At 69.8% G+C, this 18,095-nt stretch carries 17 protein-coding genes; 12 read left to right on the top strand and 5 right to left on the bottom strand.

What is annotated here, in order from left to right:
* Positions 1–5 precede the first annotated feature (5 nt).
* Positions 6–1,265 carry a lipopolysaccharide biosynthesis protein gene (locus tag ACFE87_RS00085; RefSeq protein WP_375457561.1) on the top strand — a complete coding sequence of 420 codons (1,260 nt, stop codon included), beginning with the start codon at positions 6–8 and terminating at the stop codon, positions 1,263–1,265.
* Positions 1,266–1,293: 28 nt separating this feature from the next.
* Here the strand turns inward: ACFE87_RS00085 and ACFE87_RS00080 are convergent, their stop codons facing one another.
* Complete coding sequence (locus tag ACFE87_RS00080) at positions 1,294–2,199, bottom strand: WcbI family polysaccharide biosynthesis putative acetyltransferase (protein ID WP_375457560.1); 906 nt, start codon at positions 2,197–2,199, stop codon at positions 1,294–1,296.
* 130 nt (positions 2,200–2,329) lie between these two features.
* Here ACFE87_RS00080 and ACFE87_RS00075 point away from each other — a divergent pair, with 130 nt between their 5' ends.
* Positions 2,330–3,373, top strand: coding sequence for a GSCFA domain-containing protein (locus tag ACFE87_RS00075; RefSeq protein ID WP_375457559.1), 1,044 nt, complete (start codon positions 2,330–2,332; stop codon positions 3,371–3,373).
* A 100-nt stretch (positions 3,374–3,473) separates the two neighbouring features.
* On the top strand, positions 3,474–5,501 hold the full coding sequence (locus ACFE87_RS00070) for a glycosyltransferase family 2 protein (protein WP_375457558.1): 2,028 nt from the start codon (positions 3,474–3,476) through the stop codon (positions 5,499–5,501).
* 4 nt (positions 5,502–5,505) lie between these two features.
* Here the strand turns inward: ACFE87_RS00070 and ACFE87_RS00065 are convergent, their stop codons facing one another.
* Positions 5,506–6,105 (bottom strand): carboxymuconolactone decarboxylase family protein, encoded by a 600-nt coding sequence (locus tag ACFE87_RS00065; protein ID WP_375457557.1) that lies wholly within the window; start codon positions 6,103–6,105, stop codon positions 5,506–5,508.
* Positions 6,106–6,215: 110 nt separating this feature from the next.
* On the opposite strand from ACFE87_RS00065, the gene ACFE87_RS00060 reads away from it, so the two are divergent.
* The 6 genes from ACFE87_RS00060 to ACFE87_RS00035 all read left to right on the top strand — a co-directional run bounded on the left by ACFE87_RS00060 (position 6,216) and on the right by ACFE87_RS00035 (position 12,555).
* Entirely contained in the window at positions 6,216–6,497 is a 282-nt protein-coding gene (locus ACFE87_RS00060; protein ID WP_375457556.1) for a hypothetical protein, read from the top strand.
* Positions 6,498–6,646: 149 nt separating this feature from the next.
* On the top strand, positions 6,647–9,187 hold the full coding sequence (locus tag ACFE87_RS00055) for a hypothetical protein (protein WP_375457555.1): 2,541 nt from the start codon (positions 6,647–6,649) through the stop codon (positions 9,185–9,187).
* The gene (locus ACFE87_RS00050; RefSeq protein WP_375457554.1) at positions 9,154–10,215 is read left to right on the top strand and encodes an NAD(P)/FAD-dependent oxidoreductase; all 1,062 of its coding nucleotides are present in this window, start codon (positions 9,154–9,156) and stop codon (positions 10,213–10,215) included. Before ACFE87_RS00055 ends, ACFE87_RS00050 begins: the two co-directional genes overlap by 34 nt.
* A gap of 90 nt (positions 10,216–10,305) precedes the next feature.
* Positions 10,306–10,707 (top strand): YARHG domain-containing protein, encoded by a 402-nt coding sequence (locus tag ACFE87_RS00045; RefSeq protein ID WP_375457553.1) that lies wholly within the window; start codon positions 10,306–10,308, stop codon positions 10,705–10,707.
* Positions 10,704–12,209: a carbohydrate porin gene (locus ACFE87_RS00040; RefSeq protein WP_375457552.1), complete on the top strand. Its 1,506-nt coding sequence runs from the start codon at positions 10,704–10,706 to the stop codon at positions 12,207–12,209. Before ACFE87_RS00045 ends, ACFE87_RS00040 begins: the two co-directional genes overlap by 4 nt.
* Positions 12,210–12,231: 22 nt before the next feature.
* Positions 12,232–12,555 carry a hypothetical protein gene (locus ACFE87_RS00035; protein WP_375457551.1) on the top strand — a complete coding sequence of 108 codons (324 nt, stop codon included), beginning with the start codon at positions 12,232–12,234 and terminating at the stop codon, positions 12,553–12,555.
* A 171-nt stretch (positions 12,556–12,726) separates the two neighbouring features.
* Here the strand turns inward: ACFE87_RS00035 and ACFE87_RS00030 are convergent, their stop codons facing one another.
* A complete protein-coding gene (locus ACFE87_RS00030; protein WP_375457550.1) occupies positions 12,727–13,275 on the bottom strand; it encodes an RBBP9/YdeN family alpha/beta hydrolase in 549 nt (182 codons plus the stop codon).
* Between the two features lie 98 nt (positions 13,276–13,373).
* Here ACFE87_RS00030 and ACFE87_RS00025 point away from each other — a divergent pair, with 98 nt between their 5' ends.
* The 3 genes from ACFE87_RS00025 (at position 13,374) to ACFE87_RS00015 (ending at position 16,804) form a co-directional block, all read left to right on the top strand.
* Positions 13,374–14,282 carry an AEC family transporter gene (locus ACFE87_RS00025; protein WP_375457549.1) on the top strand — a complete coding sequence of 303 codons (909 nt, stop codon included), beginning with the start codon at positions 13,374–13,376 and terminating at the stop codon, positions 14,280–14,282.
* A 303-nt stretch (positions 14,283–14,585) separates the two neighbouring features.
* The gene (locus ACFE87_RS00020) at positions 14,586–16,004 is read left to right on the top strand and encodes an MATE family efflux transporter (RefSeq protein WP_375457548.1); all 1,419 of its coding nucleotides are present in this window, start codon (positions 14,586–14,588) and stop codon (positions 16,002–16,004) included.
* 353 nt (positions 16,005–16,357) lie between these two features.
* Positions 16,358–16,804, top strand: coding sequence for a nuclear transport factor 2 family protein (locus tag ACFE87_RS00015; RefSeq protein ID WP_375457547.1), 447 nt, complete (start codon positions 16,358–16,360; stop codon positions 16,802–16,804).
* Positions 16,805–16,902: 98 nt separating this feature from the next.
* Here ACFE87_RS00015 and ACFE87_RS00010 read toward each other — a convergent pair whose 3' ends face one another.
* Complete coding sequence (locus ACFE87_RS00010) at positions 16,903–17,256, bottom strand: DUF1428 domain-containing protein (RefSeq protein ID WP_375457546.1); 354 nt, start codon at positions 17,254–17,256, stop codon at positions 16,903–16,905.
* Positions 17,257–17,449: 193 nt separating this feature from the next.
* A complete protein-coding gene (locus ACFE87_RS00005; RefSeq protein WP_375457545.1) occupies positions 17,450–17,950 on the bottom strand; it encodes a nucleoside deaminase in 501 nt (166 codons plus the stop codon).
* Positions 17,951–18,095: the final 145 nt, after the last annotated feature.

Here is an 18,095-nt window from a genome sequence, read left to right as displayed (position 1 = left end):
GGGCGATGAGCGCCGAACCGGTCATCACGCCGCCTCAGGCGCTGTCGCCGCAGGAACGCGCCCAGCGCGTCTCGCGCCAGCTGGCCGAGGCCGCGCGGGTTCTCCGCTTCACGACCGGCGGGCGTCGCGGCACCGGCGACAGCCTGCGGGCGCGACGAGGCCGGCTGCTCGTCCGGGTCACGAACGTTGTGAGCTTCCTGGCGCTCGTCGCGATCCCGACGCTCGCCTCCCTGGTCTATTTCAGCTTCCTCGCCTCCGACCAGTATGTGGCGGAGGCCCGCTTCGCCGTCCGAAGCGGCGTCACCGCCGGCCTCGATGCGTTCACGGCGCTGACGGGCGTCCCCTCGGTCCAGATCATCCAGGACACGCAGGTCGTCACGAACTACGTCGAAAGCCGCGCCCTTCTGGACGACCTGTCCGGCAAGCTCGACCTGAAGGCCATCTACGCCCGGCCCGAGGCGGATTACTTCGCGCGCCTCGACCCTGAGGAGCCGATCGAGAAAATCGTCAAATACTGGAAAAAAATGTCCTATTCCTCGATCCATATGCCGGGCGGCATCGTGGAGCTGCAGGTGCGGGCCTTCACGCCGGAGGAAGCGGTCAAGGTCGTCGATGCCGTGGTTGCGGCCAGCGAGAAGCTCGTCAACGACATGAATGAGCGCAGCCGCCGGGACGCGGTCGAGCAGGCCGACCGCGAGCTGAGGCTGGCGGCCCAGCGCCTGGCGGCGGTCCGGGCCGAGCTCGAGATCGTCCGCAACCAGGAAGGTCTGCTCGACGCCTCGACGGAGGCGAGCAAGGCCGGGACCGTGATCGGGAACGTGCGGACCCGCCTCTTGGAGATGCAGCAGCAATATGATTCCGTGAAGGGGACCGTGTCTCCCGATGCGCCCCAGATGCGGAACTTGCGCCTCCAGATCCAGGCCGCGGAGCGCCAGCTCGAGCAGCTCCAGGCGGAGCTCACCCGCTCCAAGACGGCCGTCGAAGGTCCGACCTTGTCGGCGTCCATGACCCGCCTCTCGGCTGCGAATCTGGAGCGGCAGATCGCCGAATCGCAATATGGCGGGGCGACGGCGGCGCTGGAGCGTGCCCGCGCGGCAAGTCTGTCGAAGCAGATCTACCTGACGAGCTTCGTCCGGCCGGTCGCAGCCGAGGAGGCGCGCTACCCGCGTCGGGCGTGGAATATCGGGGTCACCTTCGCGGTCGGTCTCGTCTCGTGGCTGATCCTCTGCGGGCTCGTGTCGCTCGTCCGAAACAACATGGCCTGACGTCGGCCCGGCACTGGCTGGAGCGCCGTCAGCGGTGGAGGTGGTCCCGGAGATCGCGGGCCAGCGTCTCGTCCACGAGCCAGGCCTCGACCCTCGCGCAGGCGAGGTCGGACGCGCTTCGCCGACGGTAGATGGCGAAGCTGCCTTCCACGAATCTCCGCAGGGTCAACGGCTCGGGCTGCCGTCTGCCGCGGCGCGAGCGCGGCAAGAAGACGTAGGCACCCGCGAGCCCATACAGCTCCCCGATCTCGGGATAGACGGGCCACGAGCCCTGGGCGAGGAGCTCGTCATGCAGGTAGGGCTCGATGTCGAAATCGTCGAACGCGATGCCCGCCTTCCGGAGAAAGCTCCGCGCGATGTCGGCCGCCACGAACATGCGGGGGTGGTTCGGGGAATGCATGAAGGCGCCTCGCCGAGACCAGCGGGCCAAGTCCGGGCCGATCTCCCAACCGGCCTGGCCGGCGAGCCAGGAGAGACCCTTCGTGGCCCCGGGCCAGGCATCGAGGTAGCCCACCCGGGCGTAAACTTCCCGTCGGAACAGACCCAGCGTGTCCTCGACGGAAGCGCCGCGACGAAACCCGTAGAGCGCGAGAGCAGAATGATAGGGTCCGACCGGCGATTCGAGCTGGCCGCGCGGCGGACCGTCGACGTCGCCGACATAGACGAGGTCTGGGTGGAAGGCGGGAAAGAAGATGTTCGGCAGGAGAACGGTGCGAGGGGTCGGGCCGAGGAGCGTCGGATCGGAAGGACTTCCGCTATTCGCGGGAATGCTGGACGCCAGAATGACGTCGAAGTCCCGATGGGCGACGATGAAGGCCTCCATTCCCCCGTGTGTGTTCGAGAGCTTGTAGATATTCTGGAACGTGACCTCTGCCTCGGGCAGCAGGAGCCTGAGGGACTGGCCCACGGCGGAAGCCTGGCAGTTGCCGATCACCCCGATGCGGGGAGACCCCGCCCGTCTTCCGTCCGAGAACCAGCTGGCTGGTCCACGGGAGACGAGGTCGGTAAGACGGGTGCGGAGGGACCTCGCGCCCCAAAGCCGCGGCGCGATCTGGAGAGAACGAATGGCGGATCACCCCTATGCCAGGCTACCGGCCGAGCGGTACTGGCGCAAGGCGGTGGCCGGTGTCCCGCCCTTCGCGCTGGATCCCACGCGGCCCGACGCTTTCCAGCTGACCCGCACCGAGAAGATCGCGACGGCCGGCAGCTGCTTCGCCCAGGAGGTCGCCCGGGTGCTGCAGGATTCCGGCTATCACTATCATGTGGCGGAGCCGCCGCCCGCCCGTGCCGAGACCGCCTCCCCCGAGGCGGGGACCCTCTTCTCGGCCCGATACGGCAATATCTACACGACGCGCCATCTGGTTCAGCTGCTTGACCGGGCTCGCGGGCGGTTCCGGCCGGCCCTCTCGCATTGGCAGCGTCCGGACGGACGCTTCGTCGACCCGTTCCGGCCCACCGTCGAGCCGTCCGGCTACGGCAGCCCGGCCGAGGTCGAAGCCGCGCGCGAGATGCATCTGGCCTGCGTGCGGGACCTGTTCGAGACGCTCGACACCTTCGTTTTCACGCTCGGGCTGACGGAAGGCTGGACCGACCGCCTCGACGGCGCGGCGCTTCCCGTCCCGCCGGGCGTCGTCGCGGGGGATTGGGATCGCGACCGCTACGCCTTCGTGAACGCGACGGCCTCGTCCATGACCGATGACCTCGTTAGGTTCGTGGACGGATTGCGCGAGCTGAACCCGCCGTCTCGGGTGATCCTGACCGTCTCCCCGGTTCCGATGGTCGCCACCATGGAGGACCGTCATGTCATGGTGTCGAACGCCTATTCGAAATCGGCCCTTCGGGTGGCCGCCGAGGAGGTGTGTCGCGCCCGGCCGGAGGTGTTCTACTTCCCGTCCTTCGAGATCATTACCTCGCCCGTGGCCGGTGGACGGTATTTTCGCGACGATCTCCGCTCCGTGAACGAGGCCGGCATTCGCCACGTCATGCGGCTGTTTCTCCGTCACGCGGGAGGCGAGGCGCACGGCCCTGTCGCGACCTCGCCGGATTGGACGCGGGAGGCCGCGCAAACGAGCCAGGTGATCTGTGACGAGGAGGCTCTCGATTCCTGAGAGTGGTCCGCCTCACCTCCGAACGCGATCCGAAGCCCCGGTCGTCCCGGCTGCGGATGGTGTTTCGAGCCCGAACGAACCGGCCGAGCCTCCCCGCGCCATGCGGAAGGTGAGCGAGGCCCAGGGGACCGATGGCCTGCGGGGCCGATGGTTGATCCTGGACTACGCTCAGAGCTTCGCCTGGCGGCCCGTTCGGCCGATGCTGCGGGTCTGGAGGAGCAACGGCGCTCGTCACGATGCCATTCTTCCGGCGGCCATCTTCGGTCGCGGGCGATGGGTCGGGCTCATGCCGGGCGATCTGATCCGCTACGAGATCTGGGCGGCCCTGCCGGACGCAGCCCTGTTCCGGATGGAGCGCATCTCCTCGGTCCCGAACTGGCTGATGCGCCTCCGACTCGCGGCCAAACACCCCTTCGCCTTCCTGAAGGAGATCGTCCCCGGGCTGATCCGAACCACGCGGGGCCGGGTCAACAATGTCCGGATGGCTCTGCTGCAGGAGCCGCCGTCCCGTGTCGATCGCTTTGCCAGGGCGCGGTCGCGGCCGTTGGAGGCCGGTTCCTTCGACCCCGTATCCTCTCCCGAGGTCGCACCAAAGATCGGCTTCCTCCTGCTCGTTCGCGGCGAGGGCGACGATGTCGCCCCGACCCTCGCCTCGCTCGGCCGCCAGGCGGACCCGCATTGGTCGCTGACCGTCTTTGCGGAGACGGCCGAAAGCGCCGCCCGGATCGAGGATCAGGCCAAGCTGGCCGGCTTGACGGAGCGCGTCGCCGTCCGCCTGGGCGGCATGGCGGGCCTGCCAGGCTGGCTCGATGGGGCCGGGTCTCTCTGGCTCGGCTGGCTGTCGCCGGGCGATCGTCTGCCGGATTGGGCCGTGCTGGCGCTCCGCTCGGAAATCGGGGCCCGGCCGGGTCTCGCGCTTCTGACCACGGACAGCGCGACCGCGGGTGCTGCCGGCGAGCTCTCGGCGGTGCGGCTGGAGGCCGGTTGGTGTCCCGAATTCCTGCTGTCCGGACGGGAGCCCGAAGGACTCTGCCTCGTCGAGGCCGGCGTGGCCCGCTCCCTCGCGGCGGGGCTCGATCCGGAGGACGTGTCGTTCTCGCGCCGCATGCTCCTGAGGGCGGCGGATCGGCTGCGCGGCGATCGCACCGGGCATCTCGCCAGGGTCGCGGTCCAGCATGATCCTTCGCGCAAGAGGCAGGTTCGAGACCTGGACATCCTGCCGGCCGTCGAGGCGCATCTGGCCGAAACCTCTCCGGAATGCCGGATCGTTGCGTCGCACGGCCGCGTTCAGGTGTCGTATCCGCCCGGTTCCGAGGCCGTTGCGATCGTCATGCCGACCCGAGACCGGCTCGACCTCCTGCGTCCCGCCGTCGAGAGCGTTCTCGCCCGCACGGTGCATCCCGCCTTCGAGCTCATCGTTGCGGACAACGATTCCGGCGAGTCCGCGACGCTGGACTACCTGACCGCCCTGCAGCAGCGACCCGGGCTGCGGGTCCTCCAGGTGCCGGGTGCCTTCAACTTTTCCCGCATCGTCAACATGGCCGTCGCCCAGGTCGAGGCCGACATCGTCGTGCTTCTGAACAACGACACCGAGGTGCTGGAACCCGGGTGGCTGACCGAACTCGTCTCGCTCGCGCGCCGTCCCGGGACCGGCGCGGTCGGGGCGAAGCTCCTCTATCCGGATGGCCGGATCCAGCATGCCGGCGTGGTGGTGGGCTGGGGCGGTTATGCCGGACATTTCGGCCGGCTGATGCCGGACGGCGCGCTCGATCATCTTGGCCGGGGGGCATCCCGGCACCAGGTGTCGGCGGTCACCGCTGCCTGTCTGGCGGTCTCACGGGCCAATTTCGTGGCGGTGGGCGGCTTCGACGAGAGCTTCGCGGTGGCTTTCAACGACGTGGATTTCTGCCTGCGGCTCCAGGCTCGGGGTCTCAGGAACATCTACACGCCCCATGCCGTCCTGCGGCATCGCGAATCGGCGTCGCGCGGGCTCGACCGGGGCAGCAAACGCGCCCGATTCCTGGCCGAGCGGGAGCGGTTCGGGGAGCTCTGGCGAGAGGTTCTCCAGGCCGATCCGCATTTTCAGCTGGCTTTGTCGCTGAACCGGAACGACGAGAGGCTCGAGTAGCGGTTCAGCCTCCCTGACCCCGAGGCTGGTTCGGGAGGGGCTTCAGCGGCGGCTCCACTCCGTCCGGGACGGGGACGCGTGCCACGTTCAGGACGAGCGAGATCAGGCAATAGAACCCGACCGCGCCGGTGAGGTCGACCAGCCCGCCTTCGCCGAACCGCTCCCGGACCGCGTCCGTCATCTCGAGCGACGCCCCGCCGGACGCGAGCAGGCTGCGGGCGAAATTGTGGACCAGCGCCTCGTCCGGAGACATCCCGTTGGGTCGGCGTCCCTCGGCGACGGCCTCGGCGATGGCCGGATCGAGCCCGGCGTCGAGCGCCATGCGGTGATGCGCGTACCACTCGAATTGCGAGGACCAGGCCCGGGCGGTCACGAGGATCGCAAGTTCGTTGAGCTTCCGGGGGACCGAGGAGTTGAAGCGGATATGCTCGCCCACCTGCTGCACGGGATCGGCCAGACCGGGAGATCGCAGCAGCGCCTGGAACGGTCCTTGCAGGCTCCCGCGTGGCCCCGCCAGGATCCGGTCCGCCACCCGTCTCTGGTCGGGGCTCATGGCCTCGAGCGTCAGCGTCTCGAAATAGCCGTCGTGCATCTGGGTCGTCACCTGCCTGTTTCGACGTAGCAGTAAACACGGCCTCAGGTCAGGACGGATCTCGACAAGCGGCCGCGCTTATGGTGCAATGCAGCATGAACCCAGGAATTGACGGTCGCGCCATGAAAGCGAAACCCAAACGGGTCCTTCCTCCTCCTCGCGTCCGACGCGAATATCCGACCATCGACGAGGCGGTCAGCGCCGCGCAGGGCCTGACGTCGGACCCGGACAGCCAGGTCGAGATCGCGGCCGGCCTGATGGGCGTCTCCGTCGAAGAGGTTCGGCCCCATGTCCCCAAGCTGCCGCCCCGGACCGTGTCGATCTCGGCCGGCCATCGGTCGGTTCTGGTCGAGCGCCGGCCGATCCGCGCGCGGCCGCTGGCCCGGACCGCGTCCAGGGCCTGATCCCGACAGGCGAGGCGTTTCGCTCGCCCCGACTCGGATCCGCCCGGACTCGGCGGCTGACGTGAGTAGGCTGCGGCGTCATGTCGTCGCGGCGAATGGTCAAGCTTGAATCTAAGTTGCTCCCAGTCTGCATAGGATTGGGGGGAAGCATGTGGACACGGCGCGGCTTGCTCGAGGGCGCGGCAGTCGGTGTTGCGACCGGTGTCTGTCTCGAGGCCGTGGCCGCACCGGCATCCCGTCGACTGATCGACGGCGTGACGGCCGCCTGCCGCCGGCTCGGACCTCAGGGCTGGCGCGGCTACCTCCTGACCGCGACCGGAGGAGAGCTCGACATCCTGGCCCGGGATCTTCGGGCCGAACTCGCGAAACCTTTGACGCGCATCGACCGCTCGCTTCCGGGGCTGGCCGAGTTCACGCCTGACGGCCGCCGCGGCGTCGAGCCGGGCCAGCCCGCCGCAAGCCTCCTCTACCACGCGCTCGCCTCCTCGGAGGTCGTCGCGGATGCGACGGGCAGGCCTCTCGGGGGCTTCCCGACGATGTCCGAGATCGAGGCGGTCGAGAACTACGTCTACGGCGCCGAGCCGCCGAGCCTCGACGCCATCCGGCGCCGGGCCGGCGACCATCCGCTCGCCATCGCCGTGTTCAGCCTGGAATACCGGCGCGCCGCGGAATCCGCGCAGGGCCGTCACGCCGACCTGTGCTTCTCTCGCACCGGCATCGCCCGGATGGGCACCTTCGAGCCTCGCTACGACGCGAAGGCCCGGGCCTTCGAGCCGCTCGATCCCGCGCGGCCTTTCGGCTTCCGGACGATTCCTCAGCGTTTCGCGGCCTATCTGGCCGTGCGGCTCTCCGGGGACGAGGCTACCTACCTGCCGCGCGACTTCCTGAAGGGCGACGACGAACTCGGCTTCTGGGTTCCGCTCCACAAGCTCTTCGACGGCCGGGAATGCCTGGCCGGGCTTGACCTGCGCGTACAGCTCACGCGCTCGCTGCAGAACGAGAAGCTCCGCCGCTTCCACCGCTATCTCGAGATCGAGGGCTTTCCGAGCAGCTGGGGCGGCGAGGACCTCAACCGCTTCCCCTTCATCATCCGGGACGAGGCGATCGCGAATTTCTCGCGCCGGCCGGACATGGCGGCCGGCGTGATCGAGCCGAAGCCGAGCCCGCTCGCCATCCGGGCCCGCTACCAGGACACGTGGCTCACCTTCGAGGTGCCGCCCGATTTCGTCCGACGCCCCGGCGTCATGTATTTCTCGACCGCCCAGCTGCTGCCGGGCGGGGCCGAGACGGCGCCGAGCTACATGCACGGGCTCGGCCCGACGACCGACCGGCCCGCGCCCGAATATATCAGCATCCGGCATCGGGTCCGGCCCGACGGCACCTTGGAAAATCTCAGCGCTCACCCCGAGCTGATGGAGATCATCGCCAAGGGCGGCTACCGCGCGCAGCATTTCATCGACTATGCCGGCGATGGCGCCGTGATGGCCACCGTCCCCCAGCTGGCAGGCGAGGTGAAGACGCGCCTTCCGGCCTATTGCATGATCGCGCCGCCGGACTTCTTCCCCTATGTCAGCCAGCGCGATCTCAGCATCTGGTGGCAGACCGAGGTGCCGACCCGGCTGCGCGGCGCGCTCTGGGCCGTGCCGCCGACCTCGCTGGCCGAGCGCCGGCTCGCCGGCAACGTCAATCTCGGGCTCGGCTTCAGCATCAACGATACGACGATCACGGCGCTCGTTTCCCATCCGACCGCTCGGGCGGAGCCCGCCCTCCGGACGACGTCGGACGCGCCCGCCCTGCCGGAGCTCGCGACCAAGGCGGCCCGCACGAACCGCTATTCCGGATTGCCGGATGCCTCGCCCGGGATCTTCGATCCGGGCTGGGATACGAGCCTCGGACAGCGCTACGGGGATCCCGACACGCTCCAGCCCTACATGCAGAATTTCGGCCTCGGCACGCCCTTCGTCGAGGACGTGAAGCTCTGCGCCGCGCTCGGCAGCTACTGGCCGGGGGTCGCGCCCGACAGCTCGCGCACCTTCTCGCCCCTCCGGCGCGGGCCCGGTTTCGACTATCCCTGGCCGACGGTGGTGCCGCTGACCGACGTGGAACTCGGGATCGTGCCGGTCGAGGGCGAACGTTACCTGCCCTGGGACGGGGTGCGGGGTCCCCGTCTCGAGACCGCCGGCGACGGAGCCCGCGTTCGCTACCCGGACATCAACCGGGTCGACTACCTGACCGGTCTCGAGCGGATGACGGCCCTGCTGCTGGCCAAGATCGACCTGCCGGAGACCAAGGCCCGGGTCCTGGCGACGGCGTCGCTCTATTGGGCGCTGGGGCTCCGCGATCCGGAGCCGCCGGCGGGTGGCCGGGCGATTACGCCGGAAGACCGGCAGGCCGTGATCGACGCCATCAAGGACAAGGCCGGCTGGGCCGTCCTGTCCTTCCGGGCGGCGGAGCCGGGGGATCCGGAACTCGCCGCGGCCGAGGCAGCGACGTCGGCCCGGCTCGCGGGTGAGCGCCGCTACCGCTTCCACGTCTTCCGCCCCGGCCAGGAGACACGGCATCCGAGCGACATGGCGAGCGTCCTCGTCGAGCTGAAGGAACAGGCGGTCGCCTTCGTCGGATCAGGCCAGGTCCTCCTGAAGCGGGGGGACGGGGCGTGGCAGCTCGACGCCTCGATCCCGACGTCCTGATCGTCGGCGGGGGACCGGCCGGAAGCGCGGCTGCGATCTCCTGCGCTGCCCGGGGGCTTCGCGTCGTTCTCGTCGAGCGCGACGTTTTCGTGGGGGAAAGGCCCGGCGAGTCGCTGCATCCCGGCATCGAGCCGTTGCTGGGCCAACTCGGACTGGCTGGGCGGCTGGCTGACGTCGTCGGCGCGCGTCATCCCGGAATTTGGATCAGCTGGGCGGGCGAGCCGCGTTTCGAGCCGTTCGGGAGGGACGAGGCGGGTCCGTGGCTCGGCTACCAGGTCGGCCGGGCCGCGTTCGACACGCTCCTGCTGGAGCGCGCCCGGGAGGCCGGCGCCGAGATCCGTCAACCCTGTCGGGTCGGCGAGATCGCGCGCGATCCGGACGGGACCTGGCAGGTTGCGACCGGGTCGGGCCCGGTCCGATGCCGCTACCTCATCGACGCGAGCGCCTCCGCGCGCTGGCTGGAACGGAAGCTCGGTCTCGCCTCGTCCATCTGTTCCCCGCGGCTCTTCGCCCGCTACGGCTATGCCCGGGGCACCTGCCCGGAGCGCGACGAGGCACCCTGGCTCGAGAGCGCACCGCGAGGCTGGTCCTGGACGGCCCGGGTGGGCGCGGGGCTCTACGGCTGGGTGAGGCTCGGGGTCGGCGCGGAGCCGGACCGGCAGCCGCCCCCGATCCTGGCCGGGCTGACGCCGACGGGTCCGGCTCGCGGGGCAGACGTGACATGGCAGCTCTCGCGGGAGCCCGCCGGCCCGGGCTGGCTCCTGGTCGGCGACGCGGGCGCCCGCCTCGACCCCCTGTCGTCGCACGGCATGCTGAAGGCCGTCATGTCCGGCATGATGGCCGCGCATCTCGCGTCCGGAATCCTCGGTGGCAGCATGCCGGCTGCCGCCGCGGAGGCCGAGTATCGCGCCTGGATCTCAGGCTGGTTTAGGACCGATGCCCAGGAACTCGGCCGTCATTACGGCTTCCTCGGCCTGGCGGGCTTCGGCGTGCCGGTGCGGGAGCCCCGCGAATTTGTCCCCGGCTGAGAGATCGCTGGCTCTCCGCTTCTGTTGTCCCGGAGCAACGTTCCCGGAGGAACGCCCGAGAGGCCGGGCGACATTGTGCGGCACCGCACCGTGGCTCTGGACAAACGGCTCGCGCCGGACAGGATCGCGCCGCCTGAAAAACGGAACGGTGGCAATCTTGAAACGCTCGTTGACCTTTGCCCTCGTCTCCTTGCGCTGGCCTGGAGCCCGGCGGCGGAGGCCGCCTGCTACGACGTGTTCGGGTGCACCGAGCGCGATGACTTTCGCGCGGCCGATCTCCGCGGCGGTCCGAATTGCGAGTTCCTGTGGGCCATGCGGAATCAGATCTTCAAGGACAGGGGTTATTGCTTTCGGACGGCGCGGGCGATCAGCTATTTCGGCAACGAGGGCTGCCGCTTCGATGACATGGCGGCGGTCCCGCTCAGCCGGGTCGAGCGTGCCAATGCGGCGGTGATCGCGCAGGTCGAGCGCGAAAAGGGCTGCCCTCGATGAACTGGTCGACCGGGTGGCTGGGCGCGTCGCTCAGCCTCGGCGGACGATGGTGCGCGACGGCGATCGTCGTAAGCGTGCTGCAGGCGGGCGGAGCGCTCGGCCAGACGGCGACCGGCCCGGCGAACGACATCGGAGGAGCCGGCGCAGGCGGCGACCCGCAGACCGCGGTGGCAGAAGCGGAGGCCTCGTCGCGACCCTCGGCCGATCTCACGACGTCGATCCAGGACGCGCTCGGGCCCCTCGGCGATCCGGGCGGGGTGCGGTCCTTCCTCAAGTCGGGCGGGATCGAATACAGCGCGACCTACATCGCCGAGACGCTCGGCAATGCGCGCGGCGGGGTTCGGCGCGGCGCCGTCTATACGGGTCGGCTCGACCTGCAGCTCGACGCCGATCTCGAGACGCTCGCCGGCTGGAAGGGGGCGACCTTCCACACCAATGCCTATTTCATCCATGGCCAGGGGCTTTCTGGCCGGTTCGTCGGCAATCTCCTGACCGTGAGTTCGATCGAGGCTCTTCCGGCCTCGCGACTCTACGAGATCTGGTTCGAGCAGAAGCTTTTCGCCGACGCGCTCTCGATCCGTGTCGGTCAGCTTGCCGCCGATACCGAATTCCTGGTGAGCCAGACCGCCACCCTGTTCGTGAACTCGACCTTCGGCTGGCCGAACATCACGGGCGTGAACCTGCCGAGCGGCGGCCCGAGCTATCCGCTCGCGACTCCCGGCATCCGGGCGAAATTCCTGCCGGCCAAAGGCCTGTCACTCCAGGTCGGCCTGTTCAACGGCGACCCGGCCGGCCCCACGTCGGACGTCCCCGACCCGCAGCGACGAAATTGCTGCGGCACCGACTTCCGGCTTCGTGACCCCGCCTTCCTCATCGGCGAGGCGGCCTACGCCTACAACACCGAGAAGGGCTCGCCTGGCGAGCCCGGAACTGTAACCCTTGGCGGCTGGCACCATCTCTCCCGCTTCGACAGCCAGCGCTTCGACGCGGACGGGCTCTCACGCGCCGACCCGTCCTCGAGCGGGAATGCGGGACGGCTGCGCGGCAATAGCGGCGTCTACGGCATCATCGACCAGACCATCTATCGCGAGGCCGACAACCAGAATAACGGCGCCAGCGTCTTCCTGCGGGCCTCGGCTTCACCGTCGGACCGGAACCTCGTCGATCTCTACCTGGATGCCGGTATCGCCTACAAAGGCCTGTTCGAAGGGCGGCCCAACGACACGATGGGCTTCGGGTTCGGCGTGTCCCGGATCTCCCGGGCCGCGTCCGCCTTGGACCGGGACGTCGCGCTTTTCGGCGGCCAGCCGGTCCCGGTCAGGTCGGGCGAGGCGGTGCTCGAGGCGACCTACCAGGCCGTGCTCGCGCCCGGCATCACGCTGCAGCCCGACCTGCAATACATCATCCGTCCGGGCGGAGGGGTGATCAATCCGCGCGACCCGTATGGCCGGCCGATCGGCAACGCCACCGTGGCGGGCCTGAGGGCGATCATCCGCTATTGAGGCCCACGAACGGGAGGTCGACGTGACGATCAGGATCATGATGGCTGCCGCTCTGCTCGTCCTCGGCCACGGCGTCGCCGCCGCCCGGCCCGCGACCTGCGAGACCACCGACGAGGGCCGCTACGCCTGCGACTTCCGGCCCACCGACGGCAAGGGCAGCTTCCGGATCTCGGCCAGGGGAAAGCCGACCTATGTGATCGAGGTCGACGAGCCCGGGATCGCCTCTGTCTTCGCTGATTTCGGTACGGGCCGGAACGTGTCGCTGCCGGGGCCTTATCGGCTGTCGAAGGGGGATCGGGCCTGCTGGATCGGCGACGGGACGGGCGCTCGCATCTGCGCTCGCTAGACGCGAAGCGAGCGCGCCATCCGGGTCACCGCCGCATCCCAGCTCCGGCCTCCGGATCGCGGGTATCTGAGGTCGAGGCAGCCCAGAATGCCCTGCTCGCGGCGGGATAGCCGGCAACCGATGTAGGAGATGCGGCCATCTTTCACGCCGCTGGTCCCGCATGAGACCCGGTCAGAGATGTCTCATGAAGCCGGCCAGCCGCATCAGGCCCTCCGGCCATGGCCCGAACCCGCTCTCCGCGTTGAGATGGCCGACCTCGCCCGCATCGACGAGGGCGGCGCCCCAGGAATAGGACAGGTCTTCCGCCCGGGCATAATCGGCATAGGGATCGTTGCGGCTGGCGACCAGCAGGGACGGGAAGGGCAGGGGATCGCGCGGGATCGGCGAGAAGGCATGGAGATGGGCCGGAAGGTCGGGCCGCTCCACATCCGGCATCGCGACGAGGAACGCGCCCCGGACGATACCCTCCGGAAAGGCCGGAGCCGCATGCGCGACGGCCACCACGCCCAGGCTATGCGCCACGATGAGCGCGGGCCGGCGGCTCGCGGCGACGGCCTCGACGATGCGCTCGCTCCAGCTCGCCGGATCGGGCCGGTCCCAATCCTCCTGCTCGACCCGGCGGGCGGTCGAGAGCTTCAGCTGCCAGCGCGTCTGCCAATGGTCCGGGCCGGAGCCGCCCAATCCCGGGACGATGATGATGTCGCTCTCGGCCGTGCGCATCCTCCGCCGATAGCCTGCGCGAGGGCCGTCGTCGACCTCCGGGCGGCCATGCGGGCCATGCGCTTGAGCCGGGAAGCCGGGCGCGGCACACGGGCCCGATGACGGCCTGGATCGACGCCTTCCTGCCGACTTTCGGCCTCATCGCGCTCGGGAGCATCCTGCGTGCGCGCGTGCTGACGGACGCCGCCGTGTGGCGCGGCCTCGAGACGCTCACCTTCTGGGTCCTGCTTCCGGCGCTCCTCGCCCATTCCATCTCGCGGGTCGAACTCTCGACCCTGCCGCTCGCTTCGCTGGGCACGGTCCTCTGGCTGACGCTCCTCCTGGCGACGGCCTCGGCGATCGGGATCTCCCGCCTGTTCGGGCATGACCGGGCCGCCATGACCTCGATCGTCCAGGGTGGCATCCGGTTCAACACCTACACCGCGCTCGGCATTTCGGCCGGCCTCTACGGCGAGGAGGGGCTCGCCCTCGGCGGCGTCGTGGGAGGTCTCGTCGTGACCGGGGCGCAGACCATCCTGGCCGTCGTCTTTGTGGTGAGCGACGGGCGGCGCGTGTCGCCGCTCCGCATCCTGGTCCAGGTCGTCTCGAACCCGCTGCTGCTCGGCTGCCTCGTCGGCTTCGCCTTCGCGGCAGCCGGCGGCATGCCGCCCGGAATCGGGCCGCTCGCGAGATCGCTCGGCCAGGCGTCGCTGGCGCTCGGCCTTCTCTGCGTCGGCGCCGGACTGTCCCTCGCATCCTTGCGCGAGGCGCCCGCGACCCAGGTCGCGATCACTGTGCAGAAACTCGTGGCCGTGCCGGCCGTGACGCTGGCACTCGCCTGGGCCTTCGGCCTGGAGGGGCAGGCGGCGTCGGTCGCGGTGCTCGTGATGGCGATGCCGACCGCCACCACCGCCTATGTCATGGCCCGTGCGCTCGGCGGCGATGCGAGACTGATGGCCGCGACCATCACGCTGCAACACTTGGCGGCGCTCGTGACCCTGCCGGCCTGGGCGGCCCTGTTGCGGTAGGGCCACCCATGTCAGGCCTGGCCTCGCCGGGCCGAGAGCCGGGGCTTCGCGGTCTCCTGACTGCGGCATGGTCGACCATGTCGCCCTGCCGCTTCGGGCTGCGGTCGGCCGGCCGAGCGCCTCGCGCTGTCGCGCCAGCGCCTCCGGCCGGTGCGACGAGGGAAGCGGGCCGGGAGGACGGGGCATTCCTCGGCGGTCACGCATCCCTCGTCGTCGGCGACAGCAATCGTTTCGAAGGTGCCCTCACAGCGGAGGAATCCGGCGCTCCTGGCACCAGACGGGCAGCACGGCTACACGCTGCCCATGAATCAGGCAACGGCAGGCGAGATCAGGCGGGCGGCGCTGCGGGCCGATTGGATGCGCGAGGTGGCGGCGACGCTGACGCTCGCCTGGCCCATGATCCTGTCGAACCTCGCCGGGACGGCGCTCGCGACCATGGACCTCGTCCTGATCGGCCGGCTCGGGCCGGAGCCCCTGGCCGCCGCGGCGCTCGCGACCAACCTTTTCCATGCCGTGCTGATCAGCGCGATCGGTCTGGTCACCGCGGTCTCGCCGCTCGTCGCGGCCGAATACGGCCGCTGCCGCCATTCCGTGCGCGACATCCGGCGCAGCGTCCGGCAGGGATTGTGGGTCGCGATCGCCATCTGCGCTCCGTCCTGGCTCTTCCTCTCCCAGGGGGAGACGCTGCTCCGGACCCTCGGCCAGACGCCGACGCTCGCCGCCGCGGCGGGCGGGTATCTGCACGCCCTGCAATGGGCGCTGCTGCCGAATCTCGCTTTCGTGGTCCTGCGCCTGTTCATGGCAGCGCTCGGCCGCCCGGGCTGGGGGCTCGCCATCGGCCTGCTCGCGCTGCCCGTGAACCTTCTTCTCGCCTGGATGCTGATCTTCGGCCGGCTCGGCGCGCCGGCCCTCGGCCTCGCCGGAGCCGGCATCGCGACCACCATCACGGCCGCGCTCGCCTTCGCGGCGCTCTCCGCCGTAGCGATGACGGACAGGCGGTTCCGTCGCTATCACCTCTTCGGCCGCTTCTGGCGCCCGGACTGGAACCGCTTCCGGTCGATCTGGCGCATCGGCCTGCCGATCGCCGTGACCCTCGCCTTCGAAGTCGCCTTCTTCGGCGGCGCCGGCCTCCTCATGGGCGTGATCGGGACGACCGAACTCGCCGCGCATACGATCGCGCTGCAGATCGCGGCGCTCTGCTTCATGGTGCCGCTCGGGGTCGGCCAGGCCGCGACGATCCGGGTCGGGCATGCCCTGGGTGCCGCTGATCCGGCGGCCGTGGGCATCGCCGGCTGGGCCGCGTTCGGCGTCGCCATGGGATTCGGCTGCCTGACGGCGCTCCTGCTCGTCGCCGTGCCGGGGATGCTGGTCGGCGCTTTCCTCGATCCCGCGGCCGTGGGCAACGGCCCGGTGATCGCGCTCGCGGTGCAGTTCCTGTTCTTCGCGGCCGTCTTCCAGCTCGCCGACGGGGCGCAGGTCGTCGGTGCCGGCATGCTGCGCGGCCTCAAGGATACGCGCCGGCCGATGCTCTATGCGGCGCTCGGATATTGGGGGATCGGAACGCCCGCGGGCTTGCTGCTGGCCTTCCCGGGCAAGCTCGGCGGGACCGGTCTCTGGATCGGCCTCGCCATCGGGCTCGCGGCGGTCTCCCTCATGCTGCTCGCGCGCTGGTGGCGACGCGAGACGCTTCGCCTCGTGCCGCGTCACTTGCATTCCGACTGACTTGGTCGGTCCTGCGCCAACTCCGGACATCACGCGCTCGCCCGAGACCGGAGATTCGGGGTGGCCGCTTTCGGCCAGCTCAGGACTCGAACGGGGCGACCTCTCGGGGCACCTTGCGAACAGACTCTGCTCTCATCTTTCGACGAGTTCGCCCTACGCCGCATGGCGCAAGGCGCGGTCGGGACGGAGCCGCAGACCGGGACGATGCGGCGGGCCGCCGTCGGGCCGTCCGATGTCGCGGCAGAGCATCCTGCGACAGGATCGACGAGCACCCCGCTCAGCGACGGCGAACGTGCGCTGGCATCTCTCTCGCCGCCGTCTTACCGTGGCGGCCAAGAACGAGGGAGGATCACATGACTACGACCCGTCGAACGATCCCTGTCTTGCTGGCGGCAGCCGCCGTCTCGGCCGCCACGGGTTTGCGCGCCGCATCCCCGGCCGACGACGCGGTCGCCCAGCGGGTCGAGGCCTTCCGGGCCGCGCAGGTGGCGGCCGACCCGAAGGCGCTCGACGCCCTCTGCGCGCCCGAGCTCACCTACAGCCACTCGGACGGGCGCGTCGAGGACAAGGCCGCGTTCATCACGAACGCGACCGCCGGCCGCAGCAGGTTCACCAAGCTCGAATACCGCAATCCCAGCATTCGCATCGTCGACTATGCCGCGATCGTGCGCTTCAACTGGGTCGGTCAGCAGGTCGCGACGGACGGCCGGACGACCGACACCAACCTTCACGTCCTGATGGTCTGGCAGAAGCGCGGCTCCGACTGGCTCCTGCTCGCCCGGGCGACGACGAAGCTCTGACGGGGTCGGGGCCGCTCCTTCGTCCTTGCGAGCGGAGCGAAGCAACCCAGAACGCCGCAGTCGATCGCGATCGCCGGAGATGTGCGTGCGTGCCGCGCTCAGCCGTGATCGAGCAGGAGTTCGAAGCCGCCGAAGATCATGCGCTTGCCGTCGAAGGGCATCTCGCCGTCTGGCTTCATGCGGGGGTCGGCCATGACCTTCGCGTTGCCGGCATCGCGCGCCTCCTTCGAGGGCCAGACGATCCAGGAGAACACGACCGTCTCGGCGGCCTCGGCCAACACGGCGCGGCGGAAATCGGTGACCTTGCCGTCGGGAATGTCGGTGCCCCAGTATTCCACGACCCGGGTCGCGCCGTGCTCCATGAAGACCGGCGCTACCCTGGCGGCCAGTTCGCGATAGGCGTCCTTCCTGTCCGTCGGGACGGGAATGACGAAGCCGTCGATATAGGTCATGTGGGCGCTCCCTCTCGGTTTCGGGCGTGAGGCGTCGATCCTGCCTCGTGGGCGCCCGGAATCCCAGGCCCGGATGGCCGGCCTGTGTCCGGAGGACGAACCAGGGTCGGGAGTCCCGACACACGGCATCACACAAACGTGGGGATTACTCAGCCGCTCGCGCGTGACGCGCAGGATGCTGGCCAGGGGCCTGCTACCGGGCTTCGCCGCCGACCGCCTTCGCCCAGCTCTCCATCGCGGCCATCGCTGCCTCTCGGCCGATCTGTTCGGAGGGCATCCGGCGCTCGCCCGGGGGAAGGCCGGCCTCGCGGCGGAGAAGGCCGGAGTCGATGCGGGTCCGAACCTTGGGCGAGACGTGGCCGAGCGTCTCCGCGCTGTCGGACAGGGACGCGGCGTAGACGAGCTTGCGGATGCCGGCGAGCGACATCGCGGCGACGCACATCGCGCAGGGCTCGCAGGACGAGTAGAGGTCGCAATCGGACAGGTCCGTCGTGCCCAGGCGCCGGCAGGCGTCGCGGATCGCCTCGACCTCGCCGTGCGAGGTCGGGTCGTGGCGGGCGCGGACGTGGTTGAGGCCTTCACCGACGATCTCGCCCGCTCGCACCACCACGGCGCCGTAGGGAGCGGCGCCCTCCGTCTCGAGCGCTTGCCGCGACAGCGCGATCGCCCGCGCCATGAAGTCCGCCGCGTTCATCCGGTCTTCCCCCTCCGTCGCCGGGATCCTGTCACGGCCGAACCGTCACGGCCATGGCAATCCGCGTCGCGGCGCGGGGCGTGTCACTCTTCCTTGAAGCCGTAATCCGGCACGCCCTGCTGGTTGCCGTAATACTTGTAGGGCA

Source organism: uncultured Enterovirga sp. (genome assembly GCF_964242715.1).
In the GTDB taxonomy this organism is placed as follows: domain Bacteria; phylum Pseudomonadota; class Alphaproteobacteria; order Rhizobiales; family Beijerinckiaceae; genus Enterovirga.
This window is presented reverse-complemented; position numbering and strand designations above follow the sequence as displayed.